Source organism: Cytobacillus sp. FSL R5-0377, assembly GCF_038004385.1.
Taxonomy (GTDB): domain Bacteria; phylum Bacillota; class Bacilli; order Bacillales; family Cytobacillaceae; genus Cytobacillus.
This window is the reverse complement of record NZ_JBBORA010000001.1, coordinates 3,183,122-3,196,401: the sequence shown is the minus strand read 5'-3', so window position 1 is coordinate 3,196,401 and position 13,280 is coordinate 3,183,122. Positions and strand designations below refer to the sequence as shown.

General features: G+C 41.4%; 18 protein-coding genes. 12 read left to right on the top strand and 6 right to left on the bottom strand.

Annotation, left to right across the window (positions count from 1 at the left end; all coding sequences use genetic code 11):
• From NSQ49_RS16295 to NSQ49_RS16280, 4 genes are all read left to right on the top strand, one after another.
• Positions 1 to 477, top strand: a complete 477-nt coding sequence (locus NSQ49_RS16295; protein WP_159867843.1) for a Na+/H+ antiporter subunit E — start codon at positions 1 to 3, stop codon at positions 475 to 477.
• Positions 477 to 761: a Na(+)/H(+) antiporter subunit F1 gene (locus NSQ49_RS16290; protein WP_159867846.1), complete on the top strand. Its 285-nt coding sequence runs from the start codon at positions 477 to 479 to the stop codon at positions 759 to 761. Before NSQ49_RS16295 ends, NSQ49_RS16290 begins: the two co-directional genes overlap by 1 nt.
• Positions 745 to 1,113: a monovalent cation/H(+) antiporter subunit G gene (mnhG, locus tag NSQ49_RS16285; RefSeq protein ID WP_159867849.1), complete on the top strand. Its 369-nt coding sequence runs from the start codon at positions 745 to 747 to the stop codon at positions 1,111 to 1,113. The genes NSQ49_RS16290 and mnhG overlap by 17 nt, the downstream gene beginning before the upstream one ends.
• 109 nt (positions 1,114 to 1,222) lie before the next feature.
• Positions 1,223 to 2,388, top strand: a protein-coding gene (locus tag NSQ49_RS16280; protein ID WP_341070733.1) for an IS3 family transposase whose coding sequence is annotated in 2 segments (ribosomal slippage) — positions 1,223 to 1,499 and positions 1,499 to 2,388 — 1,167 coding nt in all. Because the reading frame shifts where the segments join, the coding sequence is not laid out codon by codon here.
• Positions 2,389 to 2,452: 64 nt separating this feature from the next.
• On the opposite strand, the gene NSQ49_RS16275 is transcribed toward NSQ49_RS16280, so the two are convergent.
• A complete protein-coding gene (locus NSQ49_RS16275) occupies positions 2,453 to 2,836 on the bottom strand; it encodes a hotdog fold thioesterase (protein WP_251284832.1) in 384 nt (127 codons plus the stop codon).
• Between the two features lie 107 nt (positions 2,837 to 2,943).
• On the opposite strand from NSQ49_RS16275, the gene NSQ49_RS16270 reads away from it, so the two are divergent.
• Positions 2,944 to 3,126 (top strand): asparagine synthase, encoded by a 183-nt coding sequence (locus tag NSQ49_RS16270; RefSeq protein WP_251284833.1) that lies wholly within the window; start codon positions 2,944 to 2,946, stop codon positions 3,124 to 3,126.
• A 58-nt stretch (positions 3,127 to 3,184) separates the two neighbouring features.
• Here the strand turns inward: NSQ49_RS16270 and NSQ49_RS16265 are convergent, their stop codons facing one another.
• Positions 3,185 to 3,808 (bottom strand): DedA family protein, encoded by a 624-nt coding sequence (locus NSQ49_RS16265; RefSeq protein WP_251284834.1) that lies wholly within the window; start codon positions 3,806 to 3,808, stop codon positions 3,185 to 3,187.
• A gap of 401 nt (positions 3,809 to 4,209) precedes the next feature.
• Between NSQ49_RS16265 and NSQ49_RS16260 the strand changes: the two genes are divergently transcribed.
• A complete protein-coding gene (locus tag NSQ49_RS16260; protein WP_341070880.1) occupies positions 4,210 to 4,449 on the top strand; it encodes a hypothetical protein in 240 nt (79 codons plus the stop codon).
• 37 nt (positions 4,450 to 4,486) lie between these two features.
• Here the strand turns inward: NSQ49_RS16260 and NSQ49_RS16255 are convergent, their stop codons facing one another.
• The 3 genes from NSQ49_RS16255 to NSQ49_RS16245 all read right to left on the bottom strand — a co-directional run bounded on the left by NSQ49_RS16255 (position 4,487) and on the right by NSQ49_RS16245 (position 7,425).
• Entirely contained in the window at positions 4,487 to 4,741 is a 255-nt protein-coding gene (locus NSQ49_RS16255; protein ID WP_159867863.1) for a hypothetical protein, read from the bottom strand.
• A gap of 155 nt (positions 4,742 to 4,896) precedes the next feature.
• Entirely contained in the window at positions 4,897 to 6,027 is a 1,131-nt protein-coding gene (gene ald / locus NSQ49_RS16250) for an alanine dehydrogenase (RefSeq protein ID WP_159867866.1), read from the bottom strand.
• Between the two features lie 117 nt (positions 6,028 to 6,144).
• Positions 6,145 to 7,425, bottom strand: coding sequence for a PucR family transcriptional regulator (locus NSQ49_RS16245; protein ID WP_251284835.1), 1,281 nt, complete (start codon positions 7,423 to 7,425; stop codon positions 6,145 to 6,147).
• Positions 7,426 to 7,672: 247 nt separating this feature from the next.
• On the opposite strand from NSQ49_RS16245, the gene NSQ49_RS16240 reads away from it, so the two are divergent.
• Positions 7,673 to 9,082: an alanine/glycine:cation symporter family protein gene (locus NSQ49_RS16240; RefSeq protein WP_159867869.1), complete on the top strand. Its 1,410-nt coding sequence runs from the start codon at positions 7,673 to 7,675 to the stop codon at positions 9,080 to 9,082.
• 118 nt (positions 9,083 to 9,200) lie between these two features.
• Here NSQ49_RS16240 and NSQ49_RS16235 read toward each other — a convergent pair whose 3' ends face one another.
• Entirely contained in the window at positions 9,201 to 9,443 is a 243-nt protein-coding gene (locus tag NSQ49_RS16235) for a hypothetical protein (RefSeq protein WP_159867872.1), read from the bottom strand.
• Between the two features lie 176 nt (positions 9,444 to 9,619).
• Between NSQ49_RS16235 and NSQ49_RS16230 the strand changes: the two genes are divergently transcribed.
• The 5 genes from NSQ49_RS16230 (at position 9,620) to NSQ49_RS16210 (ending at position 13,272) form a co-directional block, all read left to right on the top strand.
• Positions 9,620 to 10,393, top strand: a complete 774-nt coding sequence (locus NSQ49_RS16230) for an SDR family oxidoreductase (RefSeq protein ID WP_251284836.1) — start codon at positions 9,620 to 9,622, stop codon at positions 10,391 to 10,393.
• A gap of 37 nt (positions 10,394 to 10,430) precedes the next feature.
• On the top strand, positions 10,431 to 10,787 hold the full coding sequence (locus NSQ49_RS16225) for a hypothetical protein (RefSeq protein ID WP_251284837.1): 357 nt from the start codon (positions 10,431 to 10,433) through the stop codon (positions 10,785 to 10,787).
• Positions 10,788 to 11,816 carry an alpha/beta fold hydrolase gene (locus tag NSQ49_RS16220; RefSeq protein ID WP_251284838.1) on the top strand — a complete coding sequence of 343 codons (1,029 nt, stop codon included), beginning with the start codon at positions 10,788 to 10,790 and terminating at the stop codon, positions 11,814 to 11,816.
• Positions 11,817 to 12,118: 302 nt separating this feature from the next.
• Complete coding sequence (locus NSQ49_RS16215; protein ID WP_159867884.1) at positions 12,119 to 12,631, top strand: phosphatase PAP2 family protein; 513 nt, start codon at positions 12,119 to 12,121, stop codon at positions 12,629 to 12,631.
• Between the two features lie 116 nt (positions 12,632 to 12,747).
• On the top strand, positions 12,748 to 13,272 hold the full coding sequence (locus tag NSQ49_RS16210; RefSeq protein ID WP_159867887.1) for a MerR family transcriptional regulator: 525 nt from the start codon (positions 12,748 to 12,750) through the stop codon (positions 13,270 to 13,272).
• Positions 13,273 to 13,280 lie beyond the last annotated feature (8 nt).

Here is a 13,280-nt window from a genome sequence, read left to right as displayed (position 1 = left end):
ATGGCATTTCAAATTTTATTAAATATGTTCCTTGGATTTATGTGGATGTTCTTAACAACAACCTACGATCCGGTAGCCTTCTTGAAGGGTTATCTTTTCGGCCTGCTCATTATTTTTGTATTCAGGCGGTTCTTTACCTCCCGCTTTTATCTGCATCGTGTGATCGCAGTAATCAATTTATTGCTGATCTTTATTAAAGAACTGATTCTAGCAAATATAGCGGTATTAAAGGTTGTTCTTAAACCAAAGCTTGATATGAAGCCGGGCATTTTCGCGTTCCCGACTGTTTTAGAAAAAGATTGGGAAATAACTGTTCTGGCAAACCTGATTACCCTGACTCCGGGAACCTTAACCATTTCTGTTTCCGACGACAATAAAATATTGTACGTGCATGCAATGGATATGGGTGAAGTACAGGACGAAATTGAATCCATTAAAAATTCTTTCGAGAAAGCAATTATGGAGGTGAGCCGATAATGATCCAGACCATTGTAATGATCGCCATTCTGTGTATATCAATCGCCACACTGGCTTTAATATACAGAGTGATCAAAGGCCCCACCACTCCTGACAGGGTTGTAGCATTGGATGCAATTGGAATTAACCTGGTTTCTATCGTGGCACTCACTTCGATTGCGCTAAATACTAACGCCTACTTGGAGGTCATCCTTCTGCTTGGAATTCTCGCTTTCATCGGAACTGTGGCCTTCTCTAAATATTTGGAGAAGGGGGTTATCATAGAACATGACAGAGATCGCTAATTTCTTTATTATCGTGTTTGTTCTGTTAGGTGCCTTCTTTAGCCTAGTTGCAGCTTTCGGTGTTATCAGGCTGCCTGATGTTTATACGAGAAACCATGCTGCTTCAAAATCTGCAACACTCGGTGTTTTATGCGTTCTTTTAGGAACATTGCTTTTCTTTTATTTTAAGGATGGCTACTTTAATTCAAGGGTCGTACTGGGGATTATTTTTATCTTCATGACTTCCCCCATTGCTGGCCATTTAATCGGACGTGCAGCATATAATTCCGGAGTCAAGCTATGGGATCAAAGCGTCAGGGATGACCTGAAAAATGACACTAATGGAAAAGAATCTGCCGGTAAAGGCCAATAAATAGAAACCCACGGGAAACTTTTTAGAGTGACCCAGTAAAATGAGACAAGGAAAAAACACCCCCTGAATCGTATTTAATATCTATACGATTTTTGGAGGTGTTTTTCTTATGGGGACAAGAGTTCATTATCCAGAAGAAATAAAGTGGGAAGCGATTAAGTTAAAGCAAAAGGGATTAAGCAATCAGGCAATTATGGAACAGCTCGGAATTAGAAATGTTTCACAAATCAAAACTTGGATGAAATGGCATAGAGAAGGTCAGGTTCACCGGTTTTCTCAGCCCGTAGGCAAACAATACACGTATGGTAAGGGGCCAGACGAATTAAGTGAAGTAGATGAATTAAGAAGGAAGAATAAACAATTGGAGATGCAGCTGGATATTTTAAAAAAGTACCAAGAGATAGAAAGGAGCTGGAGCCGCAAGTCGTGTTAAAAGTCGTAGAGGAGCTGTCTTCTGTGTATTCTATAATCAGTATTTTAGGTACCTTGGAAGTACCAAAAGCTACTTATTATCGGTGGAAGAAAAAGTATATTCACACCATAATGAGTCCATTAGAAGAGCTTATAGTACATCTTTGCGAGGAAAATCATTTTCGTTATGGTCACCGGAAAATTAAAGCTCTTCTCAAACGAAATCATCGGGTTGATGTTAATCGGAAGACAGTCCAAAGAATTATGCAAAAATACAAAGTGCAATGCCAGATAAAGGTGAAGCGACCTAAATACTTAAATGGAGAAACCAATATTATTGTTGAAAACTTATTAAATCGGCAATTTAGAGCAGATAAGCCGAATGAGAAGTGGGTCACAGATATTACATATCTGCCTTATGGTCCATCAATGGTCTATCTGTCGACAATTATGGATTTGTACAACAATGAAATTGTAGCGTTTAAGGTGAGCACAAGCCAGGAAACTAAATTGGTTTTAAGCACCCTTCGGGAAGCTCTAGAAAAAAGAAAACCAGCTGAAGGAATCATGATTCATACGGATCAGGGGGCTGTGTATACCTCCTATGCGTTTCAGAATATGGCAAAAGAAAACGGCATGATCACAAGCATGTCCCGAAAGGGAAACTGCCATGATAATGCCGTCATCGAATCCTTTCACTCCTCGCTAAAGTCGGAAGGATTCAAAGATCAAAAAAGATCTTCTCTTTCTCATTGTAAGTTAGTAAATATCGTAAATCAATATATGAGTTATTATAACGAAATACGCATTCAGGCAAAATTAAACTACCTGTCCCCTATTGAATATAGAGGACAGGCAGCATAGGTGTTTTTTCTAAGTCTCAAAACCGCGGGTCAGTCCATTTCTCTCCTGTGGGTTTTTTGTACGTTTATTTTCTTTTAATTACTGCCATTGTACATCTTGAGGTGCATATCAGCTTGTCATTCTCATCCATTATTTTAATATCCCAAACCATTGTGGTTCTTCCCTGATGCAGCACTGTTGCGACAGCCGTCACAATTCCATCCTTTTTAGCACGTACATGGTTAGCATTAATCTCAAGCCCTGCAACAGATTCCGTTTCTTTATCGCAAAGTTCAAATGCTCCTATGCTTGCAACAGTTTCCGCAAGGGCGACAGATGCCCCTCCATGCAGGAGGCCAAACGGCTGGCGGGTACGTTCATCAACAGGCATGGTGGCAACTACTCGTCCCTTTTCATGTGACACGATTTCCATTCCAAGTGTTTCAATTAAGGTATCTTTCAACTCCATTTCCTTATCCCCTCTCCATATGTAAAATGTTGTCATACTATACTCCATTATATAAGAACAAACTATGTATGTCCTGTAGGACAAGCATAAAAAAAGAGGTGACCGCCATGAATCGTGTACGCGAAGGATTAATTCCAACTGTTCTCGGCACCGCTGTTACTACGGCTGGATATGCAATGAAACAAAACCGCAGAGCTAACAATATGTTATCAGATACCATCGTTGGTTTCGGGCTCGCCCATATTGTACTTGGAGCTATTGACCTGGTAGAGCACCGCAATCAGTATTAGAAAACATTTGACGATTTACTAAAAGTATAAAAAGGCAGCACCCGGCTGCCTTTTTATATTAAAGTCCCATCCCCTGATCATGGAGCTTTTTCTGCTTCTTCGCCCGTTTTCTTCTGGCAAAACGAAATATGAGGAAAATCGCTGCAAAGCCTGCCAGGCCAAGCAGTATTTCTTTTTCATGTTTGATGATGGTGTCAATATGGTCTCCAAATACATAGCCGATCGTGAAGGCTATAGAGAGCCATATCAGTGCGCCACTGTATGCAAATAAAGTGAATTTTTTAAATGGCAATTTACTGAAGCCGTATAAAAAGGGGAGGAAATTTCGGATACCCGGAACAAAATAACTGAAGGAGAGGGAAAAGGCATGATACTTTTCCATTAGTTTTAAAGAAGAATCAATCGTTTTAGTCATCCTTTTGCTTTTATGAAAGTACTTTAGCGAAGGCCTTCCAATCAAACGCCCGATGGTATAACAGGTTGTCAGTGCCGCCAGAATTCCAAAATATATGACAATGAATGCAAGCAAAGGGTGCAGCGTTTTTAAGGAGGAAGAAAGACCAACAGTCATAACAATCAATTCATTTGGAACAGGAAAAATAAAAACCCCTACCCAAAGCCAAAGAAACAGCCCCAAATATCCGTTATTTTCAATGATTTCCAAAATCAATTCAAGTTCCATCCGGGGCCTCCTATCTATGTATGCAACGCACACTTATTTACCACACTAATATATTCTCCATTCCCTTCTTTTACCCCTTTTATAATAATATCAATCCTTATTAAATTCTCTTGTTGAAGCCTAACTGTTGCGGAAGGTAATTTTGTTCCTTCATAGGAATAGCTTTGTTTTCATATAATGGAAATACGTGCATTTATTACTAACCGAAAGGGGCAGAAAACCGGATGTACCCCTACTATTATTTTCGCTACCCGAAGCCCGGATATAACCCTCAGCTTCAAAGCTGCTGGAATTATCCGCAGGCCTATCAGTCTTATTATCACCCTGTGCATTTCTATAGGACCTTACCGGCAGTTGATCCGCAAATGTTCATGAGCTCTGCCAAAAAAATGGAGGTCCTCATGAAGGATGCCAGCATATTACTTGTAAAAATGGCAGAGTCAAGAAAGTATTCTTATGATTTGATGGCAGCAGCTCAGCAGTCCAACAAGCCTGCGGTCGAAAACCTTCTGAAATCAACAGGCATCTCGCGGGTTCCTTCTGTTTCCTATACACCCGACGGGCTAAGACTTCATTTCGAATCAGACAAAGATGATCCCCAGAAATGCTGTGATTTAACACTAAAGCTGAGATGGATGTAAATAAAAAAGCCCTCAATCAAGAGAGCTTCTCACCTATCTAACGGTAATAAGGGTTGCCATATGGGCCATAGCCTGGATATCCGCCACCGCCATAAGGAGCATATGGCGTTCCTGGTGGCGCTCCTGGCGGTCCATAGAAAGGCGGCGGGGGACCGTAGAAAGGACGCGGTGCAAATAAAGCTGCTCCCAGCCCGCCTCCCAGAAAACCGCCGATCAAGCCGCCGACAAAAGGAGCTCCTAAAAAGAAAAACCTTTCATTCCCGTTTCTATATGGGCCTCTATAATAATACATGCAGGGTAACCTCCTTCATTTTCAATCCCTTCTCTATTTAATATGCAGATGTCCTCATTTTGAGTGGGCGACTAGAAAAGCGGAAGCACCATGCTCACCTCCGAGCACGAAACAAAAAATCCCCTGTGCCTTTTGGGCAAGGGGATTTTTGTATATTAGTTAACAGCTTTTACTTTAGCAAATGCATCTTCAACAGATACATAATCATAGCCAAGGTCTTTAGCAACCGCTGGGTATGTGATGCTTCCGTTTACAACGTTCACACCAAGCTTAAGTGCTGCATTGTCTTCAATCGCTTTCACAACGCCTTTGTTTGCAATTTGCAGAGCATAGTTGATTGTAACGTTTGTAAGAGCAATTGTAGATGTTCTTGGAACAGCACCAGGCATGTTCGCAACAGCATAGTGAACAACGCCATGCTTATCATATGTTGGGTTGTCATGAGTTGTAATATGATCAACTGTTTCGAAAATACCGCCCTGGTCAATCGCTACGTCTACAACTACTGAACCAGGCTTCATTGTTTTGATCATTTCTTCTGTTACAAGCTTAGGCGCTTTCGCTCCCGGAATTAGAACTGCACCAATTACCAGGTCAGCATCTTTAACAGCCTGTGCAATGTTGAATGGATTAGACATTAAAGTCTGGATGCTGTTTCCAAAGATATCATCAAGCTGGCGCAGACGCTCTGGGCTTAAGTCGATGATTGTAACTTGTGCGCCAAGTCCGATTGCCATTTTTGCTGCGTTGATTCCAACTACACCGCCGCCAATGATGGTAACTTTTCCGCGTGATACACCAGGAACACCTGCAAGAAGAATACCCATTCCGCCATTTGTCTTCTGCAGGAATTGAGCTCCAATTTGAGCAGACATGCGTCCTGCAACTTCACTCATTGGAGTAAGAAGAGGCAGTGTACGGTTAACTTCAACTGTTTCATAAGCAATAGCTGTAACGCCTTTTTCAGTTAAAGCTTTTGCAAGCTCAGGCTCTGCTGCAAGGTGAAGGTATGTGAAAAGAACCAATCCTTCACGGAAATAACCATACTCAGATGGAAGCGGTTCTTTAACCTTCATAACCATTTCAGCAGCCCATGCTTCAGCCGCAGTATCTACGATAACAGCCCCTACTTCAGTATAATCTTCATTAGTGAAACCGCTTCCAATTCCTGCGTCGATTTCTACTAATACTTTATGTCCGGACTTTACTAATGCATCAACGCTTGCTGGTGTAGCAGCAACACGATTTTCATTATTTTTAATTTCTTTAGGTACTCCAATAATCATGGAAAACTCCCCTTTCAATCTATCAATTATGATATTTACTATTGTCAGTATAATAATTTTAGTAAAGCGCTGTCATTGTTGAATTCATAAAATAAAAGAGCCTCCATTTGTGGAAATCTACAAATGAGGGCTCTTCTTTTCCATTCTCCGGATTTTAAGTTCAAGATATAAAGAAAGTTTTGTATTCGTATTCTTCAGGTCAACCTTCCCAATATCAGTTATCCTCTTTAATCGGTAATTCAGTGTATTCATATGAATATGCAGGTTTTTAGCTGTTTCATTCACATTGCTGTCATGATCAATGAAGGCTTCCAGGGTAGCGAGCAAATTGGTCCGGTGCTCAAGATCATATTTAATAATCTTCTCAATAGCAGGGTGCTCATACGGCTCCTGCCGCTTCTTTTCAAGGATGGCATCAAGATAGCGGAAAATGCCAAGCTGCTGGTAGCTGTAGACATGATGGATCTCTTCCGGAAATTGCTCTTTAAGGCGCAGTACCTGCAATGCCTCCTGATAGCTTTTTTCCACTTTTTCAAAGTGCTGATAAGCAGTTCCTGTTGCCCCGCTAATATGATCAATGCTAAATCGCGTGTTCATTTCATCAATGAAAAACTGGATGAATTCGATGAAAGGATTTTCAGCTTGAGCAGATTCAGGCGGTGCAGCCAGAATGACAAATTCATTCGCCATCGCGGCATGAAAGGTTATCTGAACCTTTTGGCTTGTCGTAATCAGGTAGATGATCTTTTGTTCTATTTTAGAGGTCACTTCTTCTTTAAACCTAAAGACCAGCACAGCAAACGGTGATGGCGGTTTTATACTTAAATCCTCAAATCTGTCTGAGATTTCATCATGGCTATGGAAATGGCCGGTTAACAGCTCCCAGAAAAAATCCCGGTAGCCCTCAGCTCTTTTTTTCTTTTGCGCATTTAGTTTTAGCATTTCCGTCCTTGCTGACTGTGCGGCCAGTTTCAGCAGATTCAGCTTGCTTTCTGTTAAGGCGGCTTCTTCTTCGACGACCCAGATGTAGCCCAGTACCTCATTATGATTGCGTATAGAAATGGCTACCCGATTTCCCAGTCCTATCTCCTTTATTTCAGGAATTCTAAGCGGTTCCCCGCTTTGCATCAGCTGTGGTATCACACGATCCTTCCATAAACGATTAATAACCTTTTCGGGAACCTTTCTGCTGATAATTGTAGCTATTCGAGCGGTATCTGTCTGATCATCATGTGTACTGTATGCCAGCAGGCGATGATTTACATCTTCTATAGTAACAGGGCATTCCAGGACATCGCGGATCTTATCTACTAATTCCTCCAGATCACTAAATGCCCTCTTAAACGGATCCTTTTCCATTTTATTATCACCCAATCGTAAAACTTCTTTAAATTTCACTTTTTCTATCCTATTATATTATACCTCAATCCTGCCCTGTACTCTACCAGGGCCATCATGCCATTCGACAATATTCGGGGGGTGCCTGTCACAAAACTTTTATAAAATTGCTAATAGTTTTACTTTTTTATTTAACTTGAAGTTATATTCAGATAATTTTACAATAGGACATGTTCACAAAAAAATCATATTTTAATAGGTTTAATGGCAAAACTTGAAAGCGTTAACATCTGGGAGGCGATGATTTATGCTAGAAACGCTTAATAAAATTAACGGAGTGCTCTGGGGCACACCGAGCTTAATTTTGCTTTTTGGTACGGGTGTTCTTTTAACATTCATGCTGAAAGGCCTTCAATTCAGAAGGCTGATATATGCATTCAAATTAGGTTTTACAAAAGAAGGACAGGCTTCATCCAATGCTGAAGGAGATGTCAGTAACTTCAAGGCTCTTATGACAGCTCTTGCAGCTACCATTGGTAATGGTAATATCGCTGGTGTTGCCACTGCGATTACACTCGGCGGACCAGGGTCAATCTTCTGGATGTGGATTGTTGGTTTGCTTGGAATGGCAACCAAATATGCCGAAGCATTACTGGCAATGAAATACCGTGTAAAAAATGCAAATGGTGAGTATTCCAGCGGACCGATGTATTATGTGGAGCGTGGTCTTGGCAAGAAGTTTAAATGGCTTGCAGTGGCATTTGCCGTCTTTGGCGCTTTTGCAGCACTGGGCATTGGAAACAGTGTTCAATCAAATACAATAGCCTCTGTAATGGATACTTCTTTTGGAGTTAATAATTGGATAACAGGTGTTATCCTTGCTGTACTCGCTGCTTTAATTATCTTCGGCGGTATTCAGCGCATCAGTACTGTTGCAGGATTCTTTGTTCCAGTTATGGCCGTTCTTTATATCGGAGGGGCATTACTTATACTGGCTGTAAACTATGATCAAATCATACCCGGTTTCCAGACAATCTTCTATTATGCCTTCAACCCGGTAGCAGCAACCGGAGGTTTTGTCGGAGTTGTCGTATCTGAAGCAATCAAGAATGGTGTTTCACGGGGTATTTTCTCGAATGAAGCCGGACTTGGTACCGCAGCGCTTATCGCAGGAAACGCAAAGACTGACCATCCTGTAAAACAGGCACTTGTTGCAATGACTGGTACATTTATTGTTACAATCGTGGTTTGTACGATGACTGGTCTGGTTCTTATCATGACTGGTTTCTGGGACACAACTGGCGGATTGATCTCAGGTGTGGCCCATGATGGCAGCCTTGACGGCGGGGCACTAACTAGTGCAGCCTTTTCTCATGTTCTTGGAGTTGCAGGAGAGTACATTGTTGCTTTCTCTGTTATCTTCTTCGGGTTTTCAACCATTGTCGGCTGGTATGTATATGGTGAAAAATGCTTTGAATACCTTGTTGGCACAAAAGGAATAATGGGATACCGTGCCATTTACATCTTTGCGACTGGCATCGGTGCGGTTGCTAACTTAACAACTGTTTGGGCTTTCGCAGACATGGCAAATGCATTAATGATGATCCCTAACTTGGTTGCATTAATACTTTTAAGCAAAGTGGTTGTTAAAGATACTAATGAATTCTTTGAAAATCACTATAAAGCAGCAAATAGACAGCTTAAGAAAGCTGGCTGATAAAAACGAAAGGCGCCCGCTTATTGGCTTATAACCTCGAGCCGATGCGCCTGGAGCTGGACATATTGTTAAAAAACACAGGTCTATGGATCTGTGTTTTTTTGTTCAGACTGCATCCCTATAACGGAAATAACGGCAGTTCATTTCTCTCGTGAATATAGACAAATATCCGATAATGATATAGAAAATCGCCAGTTATTACTCCTTCTTCTTCAAAAGAATAAGCATCTAAAAATGCTTCTATCCGGTCTTTATCCTCTCCATCCCATACCCCGGTCATCCAGACTTTATAGGCAAGACTGCTGCTTAAACCTGCATATCCGCTTTCCTCAAAAAGCTCCTCGATTTGCTCCCTTTCCATCTGTCCACCTCCCCCGTTTGTTATCCATCCTTATCTGTTTTTATCTTACTTATACACTTTTGGGACAAGGCAAATATACAATTTTAGCACCATATGAGGTGAACTTGTCTATACTATATCGAAGTCTATTTTAAATATGCAGGAATGCTTATTAATCAAATAAGGGAGGGATAACTTTGGAATTGAACGAGTTATTTCATTTAGGCAATAAAACAGCCATTGTCACTGGAGGCGGACGCGGACTCGGAGAGCAAATGGCAAATGCACTTGGGGAAGCAGGAGCAAATGTGGTTGTCTGCTCACGCAGATTTGAAGCATGTGATCATGTCAGAAAAAACCTGGAAGCAAAGGGTGTTAAAGCTCTGGCTATCGAATGTGACATCACTAATGAAGAAGACATTCAAAAAGTCATTCAAAAGACTTTGGAGACATTTGGAACAATCGATATCCTCATTAATAATAGCGGCACATCCTGGGTTGCTCCTATTCTCGATCTGTCTGCTGATAAATGGGACAAAGTCATGAATGTGAATTTGAAAGGGCTGTTTTTATTTTCACAGGCTGCCGCAAAAGTGATGACGAAACAGGGAAGCGGCAAAATCATTAATATTTCTTCCGTAACTGGAATGAGGGGTACTCACTCAGCTTTTCTTGATGCAGTGGCCTACAGTACAAGTAAAGGTGCAGTTATCTCACTTACAAAGGATATGGCTGTAAAGCTGGCACCTGCCGGCATTCAAGTAAACGCTATCGCTCCAGGCTTCTTTCCTACCAAGATTACAAAGGTCCTTGAAAAATCGAGTTCAGTTATTCACAAAATGATTCCTGCTGGAAGATTTGGAAATGAACATGATTTAAAAGGAGCGGCTGTCTTTCTATCATCTAAAGCGTCTGATTACATGACGGGACAGGTATTAGTCGTAGATGGAGGAATGACGGTATCCCTCTAAGCATCACAAGGCTAACTTCATAGAAAGGAGAAAGTTTATGTCCATTAACCATACGGAAGCTATATTGCAGGCAATAAAAAAGTTAGGGACAAAAGTGGAAAGAGATCTGAATGAATCTATACAGAACTCTATTAACAAAGAAGATATTTTCAAGAACTTAGTCACCCGTTCTGAGGTGACCGCAGCAAGCATGAAAAAACTGCGGGACGCCATTGAGACACTATCCGTCCCTCTTAATTTCCCTACCAAGACTGACGTGGCAAACGCAGCTAAACTAACTGTGCAGGCTGAAGAAAAAATGGATCAGATTGACGAAAAGGTCATCGCTTTGGCCAGATCAATTGAGGAAATAAGAAAAGCACTTGACAGTCCTGCTGAAAGCGCGGAAAAATAAATGACACAGAATACACCCTCCAGAAAACTGCTCGGATTCTTTAATACTCTTTCTCAGCCCGATCCGGAGATAAATATAACTCCAAGAACGGCAGTCTGGAAAAAAAATAAGGCAACGCTCTGGAACTATGCCCCTTCCAGCAAAAAATACAGTATTCCCATTTTCCTTGTGTATTCACTTGTCAATCAGCCCTTTATTTTGGATCTGGGACCGCAGAATAGTTTAATCGAAGCTTTGGTTAACAGCGGGTATGATGTCTACTTGCTGGATTTCGGAATTCCGGGCTATGAGGATAAAGACATTACGATGGAAGATTATATTACTGAATACATTCAAAAGGGGATAAAAAGAGCTTTATATCACGCCGGAGCCGAGGAAATAACGGTCATGGGCTTTTGCCTTGGCGGCACCTTTGCAGCCATTTATGCAGCCATTGCGGATGAACCGGTTAAAAACTTAGTATTGTCTGTCGCACCGGTTGATTTCAGCATTATCCCCGTTTTTGATAAATGGGCACATGAGCTCCGAAATGGAGAAGGCAGTCTGGATACCACTTTTGATGCATGGGGACTTATTCCCGCATCTGCCATTAAATATGGTATGCGCATATTTACCTCTCCTCTCTATTACTCTCCGTATTTATCGCTGCTGGCAAGGGCCGACGATGAAGCATATACAACCCGCTGGAAGCGATTTAACCATTGGACAAATGGCCATATCCCATTTGCCGGGGCTGCAATGAAGCAAATCCATCAGGACCTTTTAAAAGACAATAAACTTGTGAACGGTACATTAACAATCGGAGAAAAGAAAGCCGTCCTCAGTAATATTAAAGCTAATTTGCTCGCTGTCGCTTCAGATAATGACCGGCTTGTTCCAAAAGAACAGGTTCTTCCGGTCTTGGACCTCGTGTCAAGCGCTGATAAAACTTTTCACCTGCTTCAGGGCGGGCATGCCACTCTTACTTCAGAGGGAAAAGTTCCTGGTTATTTGGATGAATGGCTGTCAGGACGATCAGGTCGATTATAACAGTTAATTCCCCTGCCACTGCAGGGGATTCAACATTTAAAGGAGGAGGTAACTTGATGACTTTATGCAGTTATCCAAAAATGTATATGAATGACTATACCATCAGTGCTTATTTGGGGTTTGCTTCATTTGTATTTAGAGACTTATTTCCTGCTTAGTACTAGGACCATGCATTTACTGCATGGTTTTTTTATTTGTGTTAACTCATGCAAAGCTGCAAATAATAAGCAAATGAACAAAATGCACTAACAGGTAGCTTCAAGCGGGCACCTGCACAAGGACAGAGCAGAAGGAGACTAACTATGGACTTGAAGATTTTCAAGGCAATCAGCCGTTTATCCGGACGTATGGCATTCATCGACTTTTTGATGATTCTTATATCAAATAAGGCAAGATATTTATTTTTATTTGTTCTGGCAGGTATGTGGCTGGCCAGGGGAGCTTCCCGAACATCCGCAAAAAAAGCGGCTGCCGCTTCCCTGATTGCTATCTTTGTAAATAAAGTAATAAAAATTTGTTATTTTAGGCCACGTCCATTTATTAAAACCAAGGTTGGCCTATTGATCCCGGCCAAAAGAGATTCAAGTTTTCCAAGCAAGCATACAGTAGTGTCGTTTGCTGCTTCTATCGTTATTTTTTACGGCAACCGATTTATAGGGCGCATTCTGCTGTGGGTTTCAGGGCTCACAGGCTTCTCCCGCATATGGGCTGGCCACCACTACCCTTCTGATGTTATCGGCGGTGCTCTTATTGGCGCAACAATAGGCTGGATGACAGAAAAATGTTCAATGGAAAAATCAAAAGCAGAACATTAGAATAAAAAAAATGTAAAAACCACACTTTCTTTGGCGAAAGAAAACTTGTTTTGTCAGTCTGGAAGGACTTCATGCTATTCCGGCAGAATTCTTTGTAAAAACGGGAGGGGATCAGTATGAATACGAGTGCTGCAGCCAAATTATTAGGTGTTTCACCTAGCACTATTCAGCGATGGGTTAAACAACTGGAACTCCGGACGGAACGAAATGAATTGGGCCATTACTTATTTACAGAAGAAGACATTAGCCTGCTAAAACAGGTGCAGGACCAGCTTAATCAGGGGATAATATTGCAGGACGTTACTGTAAATGGAAAAAAGACGAGAAAGGGTACGGTCAATGGAGAAACAGCTGCCGCACCAGCAATGGAGAAAATATATTTAAAAATAAGTGAGCTTGAGAAGCGGCTGAACGGAAAAGCAGATGATGTGGTGTCATACCAGCTGCTGCAGCATCGCAGTGAAATAGAGGAATTGCAGAAGGAAAATGCACGTCTGCTGAAAAGAATTGAGGTTCTTGAAGCGAGGACAGCTGTTAAAAATCGAGACATCCCTGCTGACACTCTTTTGGTTTTTGATCAGGAGAAGCCAAGGAAGAAATTAAAAAAGAGAAACATTTTCACTATGCTGTTCGGATTTTAGTAAGGATA

Bases quoted from the DNA above. Each gene is read 5' to 3' on its own strand.
- NSQ49_RS16220 (WP_251284838.1), top strand. From the start codon at position 10,788: ATGACACAGAATACACCCTCCAGAAAACTGCTCGGATTCTTTAATACT.
- NSQ49_RS16240 (WP_159867869.1), top strand. From the start codon at position 7,673: ATGCTAGAAACGCTTAATAAAATTAACGGAGTGCTCTGGGGCACACCG.
- ald (WP_159867866.1), bottom strand. From the start codon at position 6,027: ATGATTATTGGAGTACCTAAAGAAATTAAAAATAATGAAAATCGTGTT.
- NSQ49_RS16265 (WP_251284834.1), bottom strand. From the start codon at position 3,808: ATGGAACTTGAATTGATTTTGGAAATCATTGAAAATAACGGATATTTG.
- NSQ49_RS16225 (WP_251284837.1), top strand. From the start codon at position 10,431: ATGTCCATTAACCATACGGAAGCTATATTGCAGGCAATAAAAAAGTTA.
- NSQ49_RS16215 (WP_159867884.1), top strand. From the start codon at position 12,119: ATGGACTTGAAGATTTTCAAGGCAATCAGCCGTTTATCCGGACGTATG.
- NSQ49_RS16235 (WP_159867872.1), bottom strand. From the start codon at position 9,443: ATGGAAAGGGAGCAAATCGAGGAGCTTTTTGAGGAAAGCGGATATGCA.
- NSQ49_RS16260 (WP_341070880.1), top strand. From the start codon at position 4,210: ATGAAGGATGCCAGCATATTACTTGTAAAAATGGCAGAGTCAAGAAAG.
- NSQ49_RS16275 (WP_251284832.1), bottom strand. From the start codon at position 2,836: ATGGAGTTGAAAGATACCTTAATTGAAACACTTGGAATGGAAATCGTG.
- NSQ49_RS16295 (WP_159867843.1), top strand. From the start codon at position 1: ATGGCATTTCAAATTTTATTAAATATGTTCCTTGGATTTATGTGGATG.
- NSQ49_RS16290 (WP_159867846.1), top strand. From the start codon at position 477: ATGATCCAGACCATTGTAATGATCGCCATTCTGTGTATATCAATCGCC.
- mnhG (WP_159867849.1), top strand. From the start codon at position 745: ATGACAGAGATCGCTAATTTCTTTATTATCGTGTTTGTTCTGTTAGGT.
- NSQ49_RS16270 (WP_251284833.1), top strand. From the start codon at position 2,944: ATGAATCGTGTACGCGAAGGATTAATTCCAACTGTTCTCGGCACCGCT.
- NSQ49_RS16210 (WP_159867887.1), top strand. From the start codon at position 12,748: ATGAATACGAGTGCTGCAGCCAAATTATTAGGTGTTTCACCTAGCACT.
- NSQ49_RS16255 (WP_159867863.1), bottom strand. From the start codon at position 4,741: ATGTATTATTATAGAGGCCCATATAGAAACGGGAATGAAAGGTTTTTC.